Below are 5,505 nucleotides of genomic sequence, written 5' to 3'. Positions count from 1 at the left end.
GTGGACGCCGGGGGTGTGGGTGGAGCGGGATCGTCCCAGGGCTCGGGCACGCTGGGATAGGTCCGCCCGGTCGGGGCGGTCCAGAGCACCGTGTCGGTGTCGCTATCGGTGCGTTGTACCATCCAGCCGCCGTCATGTTTCGCTCTGTGATGCCGTCGGCACAGGGTGAGCAGATTCTCCTCGCTGGTGGGCCCGCCGGTGCTGTGGGGCTGGATGTGGTCGAGGTCGCAGAACCGAGCGGGTTTCCGGCAGCCGGGGAACCGGCAGGTCCGCTGCCGGGTGCGTAGCAGCCGGGCCAGCCCAGGTGCGGGGAACCGGCGGCTGACTTCGACGGGCCGGTCGCCCTGAGCCGGGTCGGTGAGCACTCGTCGCCAGGTGGCATCCGTGGCGAGCTCACGGGCGAGGGCTGCGGGGATCGGCCCGTACCCGGCCAGTTCCCCGGGGACGTCACTGGCCCCGGCGAGCGTCGCCGCGGACACCAGCACCCCGACCTCTACCGACACCTCGGCTCCCCGGTCGCGGCCGAGGAGCAGGTCGACCAGCGCGTCGGCGCGGCGGGCGTCCATGCCGGGAGCCTCCTGCGGATCGGCGACCTGACGGGCCAGCGCGTCCAGGCGCTGGTAGGCGGCCTGGGCGTCGACCGCGGGCAGCAACGCCCACAGCTCGGCCATGCCGTCCTCGGCGGTGCGGAGCTGGACCTGCCGCTCGGTGCGGGCGTGGGCGTGCCGACGTCGGGCGCCATCCGGATCCGTCGCCAGTACGGCGCGGCGCAGGGCTTGGCGGAAGAGGCTGTGGCTGGCTCGCCCACCGCGAGCGAGCACCCGTTGTTCGACAGTGGCGGCTTTCTCGGCGGGGAGCGCGGCGGTGCTCTCCGCGACCGCGCGGACCCGGCCCAGGTCGATGTCACCGGCTTCCAGCGCGGTGAGGGTGGCGGGCAGCCGGTCGACGACGGTGACCGCCAGCTCCAGGCCGGCCGCCGCGGCGGCCGGGGACAACGCCAGCTCGGCGGCGATCTCCTCCGCGGCCCAGCCTGGCCCGGCCCGCTTCGCCTCCCCCGCCAGGGTGGGCCGCAGCGCGGCGAACCGGGCCTGCGCCCGCAGCATCACCGCCTCCAGCCCGGCGATCCGCTTCCGTACAGCCGCCATCAAGGACAGGCAGCCATCCGCATCACAGCCCTCCACCGCTGGCAGGCCGCCGCCCGCGCCGTCGGCCGCCAGCGCTGGTGGACCGCCGCCCGCGCCACCGCGCTCCACCACGGACAGGCCGTCGGCCGCATCACCGCCCCTCGCCGCTGGCGGACCGATAGCCGGGTCGGCGATGGTCGCTACAGAATCGAACATACGTACGAGTCTACTCGATTATCCGGACATTTCCACCACCTGGCGATGGCCGGTCCGCCGCGCCTCTGCGCGTACGCCGTTCGCGTGCACGCACTCCGGATTTTTACGGAAAGTATCAAATTGACTACTAAAAGTCGTCAGGACTTCTGGCCGGCGACGCGTGCCCCGGTTGGGGACGGGACGGTCGGGGCAACCCGCATCGACGAGAAGGACGCCGAGTGATCGTCATCCGGTTGAGGACGGGACGGTCGGGGCGACCGGTTCGCGCGGTCATCCCGCGGTCATCCGGAGAGGCTGGGAGCCAGCTTCTGAACCGCACTGCCACGGCTGCCACGGCTGTCGCCGCGGCGGCACGGCCCGTGCTCTCGGCCCGCGCCGTTGTCATCGTCCCTGGGCCCAGCTGTCATGAGGCTGCCCACGCTCAGGTGGTATTTCCGTTCAGGTGGCGCGGCAGTTGCACATGGCGTGGGCGAAGGCGGCGCCGCGGTCGCGGTAGTCGCGGAAGCGGCCGAAGCTCGCCGCCGCCGGCGAGAGCAGGACGACACCGTCGGGTCTCGCCCAGCGGTAGCCCTCGGCGACGGCGGTGGCGAGATCGGGCGTGTCCACGACGGTGACGTGCGGGCCGGCGCCGGCCTGGGTGACCTGGCGGCGGATGTCCGGGCCGTTGTCCGGCACGGTGAGGACGAACGTGTCCAGGCTGCGGCCGCGCAGGCCGACCGCGAGCGGGCTGTAGTCGATGCCGCGGCTGTAGCCGCCGACGATGAGCGCGACCCGGCGGCTGTCGAAGGCGTCCACGGCCGCCAGCGTCGGCAGGACGTTCGTCGACAGGCTGTCGTCGACGAAGCTGACCCCGTCCACCGAGCCGATCATCTTCAGGCGGCTGTCCAGGCCGGTGAAGTCCGCCGCGGCGGCCCGCAGCGCGTCGTCGTCGTCCGCCTCGGGCACACCGAGCGCACGCAGGCAGGCCCTGGCGATCATTGCGTTGCGCCGGTTGTGCCGGCCGAGCAGTCCCAACGGGCGGGTCCAGTCACCGGCGTCACCGGTGGCATCAACGCCGACGTAGCTGATGGCGCCAGCAGGGCCGACAGCTACGCCGGAGCCAGCGATACCGGCAGCGCCGGCAGCGCCGGCAGTATCAACCGGGCTGGCGGTATCAACCGGGCTGGCGGTATCAACCAGGCTGGTGGGTCCAACCGGTCCAACCGGGCTGGCGGGGCCAACCGGGCGGGCGGGGCCGGCGATGTCGGCGGAGCCGTCGTCGGCGTGCACCCAGTGCACCTTCGGGCCGAGGAGGTGCCGGTGGGCGCGGATCAGGTCGCTGTCGCCGTTGGCGACGGTCAGTTCGGCGCCGGGCTGCGAGCAGGCGGACAGCTTGTCGCGGTAGTACGTCTCGGGGTCGTTGTCGTGCCAGGGCAGATGGTCGGGATGCAGGGAGGTCAGCGCGACCACCGGCGGGGAGCAGGCCAGGTCGGCCGCCTGGTAGCTGGAGATCTCGACGACCCAGAAGTCATAGTCGCCGCCGGCCTGTGGGTCGTGCGGCGGCAGGCCGATGTTGCCCGCGACCAGGCAGCGGTAGCCGAGCCGGGTCAGCAGGTGCCCGGCGATCGCCGAGGTGGTGCTCTTGCCCTTGGTGCCGGTCACGCACAGCACCTTCGAGCGGTCGGCTTCGGCGAGCCACAGGCCCACCCCGCCGACCACCGGGATGCCGCGCCGCTGAAGGGCCCGCACGGTCTCGCCGTAGCGGGAGATCCCCGGCGTCTTGACGACGACGTCACAGCGGGTGAGGGCGTCGAACCCGCCGGCGGCGGTCGTCAGCAGCGGCCTGCCGTCGACGTGGGCCCGGCCGGGGGCGTCGTCGACGAGCACCGGGTCGATCCCCCGGGCGAGGCAGGCCCGCAGGTTGGCCTCGCCCTCGCGTCCCAGGCCGTAGATGCCGACCGCGCGGCCGCGCAGGTCAGACCAGGAGATCGTCGGGCGCATACCGGTCCGGGACGAAGTGGCGGCCATGGGGGACGAGCAGTTTCTCGGACGCGGGCTCCTCGGGCAGGGGGCCGAGCGCGGCCAGCACGGCGGAGCCGGCCCGGTCAGCCCGCGGGGCGGCCAGCGCGGTGGCGGCCCGGCACTCGGTGATGTCACCGACGCATTCCCAGGGCTTGTTGTCCGCGGACAGCCCCAGCAGGGTGCGGAACCGGCCCAGCAGTGTCACGTCGGCCAGCGGCTCGCGGCCGTCGAACACCTGCCGCAGCGCCGGCTCGGCGATGAAGGGAGCGAGAATCAGGTCGATGAAACAGCATTTGTCGCACCGGCCGCACCACCTGTCCAGCCGCTGCGCCGGGTCGATGTGGAAGGCACGGTTGCAGCTGCGGAAATGGTCGAAGTACTGCGGCAGCGCGGCGAACCGGCGGGCGATCCACAGTTCGGTGAACGGGCGCAGCAGCGAGAAGTAGTCCGGGCCGCCGGCCAGCGTTTCCGCCAGCACCGAGCGCAGGGAGTTCTCGAACGCCTCGCTCTTGGAATACTGGTGGTTGACGGACCGGCCGTCGACCTCGATGGTGCCCACCGACGCGGACCACTCGTTGGACATCACCACGGCGTCCCGCCCGTCCAGGACGGCCGCCAGGAGCGCGATCGCCGAGAGGATTCCGGTGACCGGGACGTGCCCGTTGAGAAAACCGAGCTCCGCCGACCGCAGCAGCTGGGGGTCGATGAGCCGTTCCGCCCGCACGACCGGGAAGCCGGTGACGCGGGCGGGCCGTTCGATGGCGTCGAAGCGGTCCCCGGGCCGGTTGACCACGAACAGCGCCGGGTCCTTCGCCAGCGGCCGGAGGAGCTCCGCGGTGACGATGGAGTCCACCCCGCCGCCGAAGGGCACCAGCGGCCGGCTCTCCCGCGGGCTGAACGCCACCGGCGCCGTCCGTTCCAGCCGGGGGCCGACGATCCGCAGGCCGGAGAGGTCGAGGTTGTTGCGGTAGGCGAACTCGCCCAGGCCGTCCAGGTAGAACTCGCGGAGGAAGGCGCGTTCGATGTCCGTCACCGCGGTGTCGCCGAGGTCGACCACCGGCGGGGCGGCGGACTTGTAGTAGGAGACCGCGGCCAGCAGGAATATCAGCCGGGCCGTCTCGGCGGCGGCCGGCTCGTCCCAGGCGCCGCCGCCGGGGAAGGTGATCTCCTCGCGGAAGTCCCGCCCGTCGAGCCGGTAGCGGCACACCAGCCGGTTACGGGACGTGTCGATGTCGTAGCCGACGTAGTGGAAGCTCTCCCCGCGCGGGGGTGACACCGTCATGAGCGGTCCTTTCCGCGCGGCTGGACCGGCTGGTCCTTGCCGCGCAGCCGGGCCACGGCGGCGAACCGGCCGCACGGGCCGCCGGCCCGATGGCTGAAGAACGGTGTGCCCGGACCGCCGGTGCCGATGGCGGTGACGTGCACCTGACCTGCCGGTACACCCGCGGCGACCAGCTGCAGGGTGTTGGCCCGCCACAGGTCGAAGGCCCACCGGCCGGTGCCGTCGGGCCGCGCCACCTCGTCGAGCCGGTCACCGAAGGCGGTGCGGGCCGCGTCGACGACGTCCGCGCCGACCTGGTAGCGGTCGGGCTGGATGGCCGGCCCGACGCAGGCGACGATGTCACGCGGGTCGCTGCCGAGCTGGCGCATGGCCGTCACCGCGGCGGGGGTGGCCCCGCGGACGGTCCCGCCCCAGCCGGCGTGCACGCAGGCCAGGACACCGGCCACCGGGTCGTGCAGGACAAGCGGGACACAGTCGGCCGCCAGGACGGCGAGGACGACACCGGGCACCGCGGTCACGAGCGCGTCGGTCGCCGGTATCGCGTCCGCGGCCGAGCGGGCGCCCCGGCCGCGGTGCTCGTCGGTGACGACGGCCACGTCGCGGCGGTGGACCTGCTCGCAGAACACGAAGTCGTCGAGGTCCGCGTCGAGCGCGGCGGCCACCGTCGCCCGGTTCGCCAGCACAGCCGCGTCGTCGTCCCCGACATGCAGGCCGAGGTTCAGCGAGGCGTAGCGGCCCATGGACACCCCGCCGTCGCGGGTCGTGACGAAGGCGTCCACGGCGTGTCCGCTCAGGGCCGGCCAGCGCAGCACCCGCAGGCCCGAGGCGGTCCACTGGAACCGCCCTCCGACCGCGTTAGCCGGCGTCCTGCCCGTGGACGCC

General features: G+C 73.2%; 4 protein-coding genes. All 4 read right to left on the bottom strand.

The features are described 5' to 3' along the window. A partial coding sequence (locus NBX02_RS15575) for an HNH endonuclease signature motif containing protein (protein WP_250291946.1) occupies nt 1-1,340 on the bottom strand: 1,340 nt, incomplete at its 3' end. A gap of 438 nt (nt 1,341-1,778) precedes the next feature. Continuing rightward, on the bottom strand, nt 1,779-3,320 hold the full coding sequence (locus NBX02_RS23270) for a Mur ligase family protein (protein WP_445548459.1): 1,542 nt from the start codon (nt 3,318-3,320) through the stop codon (nt 1,779-1,781). Further along, complete coding sequence (locus NBX02_RS15565; RefSeq protein WP_250291943.1) at nt 3,295-4,623, bottom strand: hypothetical protein; 1,329 nt, start codon at nt 4,621-4,623, stop codon at nt 3,295-3,297. The genes NBX02_RS23270 and NBX02_RS15565 overlap by 26 nt, the downstream gene beginning before the upstream one ends. After that, nucleotides 4,620-5,505 (bottom strand): peptidoglycan editing factor PgeF (pgeF, locus tag NBX02_RS15560; RefSeq protein ID WP_250291942.1); only part of this gene is annotated, 886 nt, incomplete at its 5' end. The genes pgeF and NBX02_RS15565, both read right to left, overlap by 4 nt.

Source organism: Protofrankia sp. CiP1_Cm_nod1, assembly GCF_920888515.1.
Classification (GTDB): Bacteria; Actinomycetota; Actinomycetes; order Frankiales; family Frankiaceae; genus Protofrankia.
This window is presented reverse-complemented; position numbering and strand designations above follow the sequence as displayed.

Excerpts from the sequence above, each read along its gene's own strand:
- NBX02_RS23270 (WP_445548459.1), bottom strand. The coding sequence starts at position 3,320 with ATGCGCCCGACGATCTCCTGGTCTGACCTGCGCGGCCGCGCGGTCGGC.
- NBX02_RS15565 (WP_250291943.1), bottom strand. The coding sequence starts at position 4,623 with ATGACGGTGTCACCCCCGCGCGGGGAGAGCTTCCACTACGTCGGCTAC.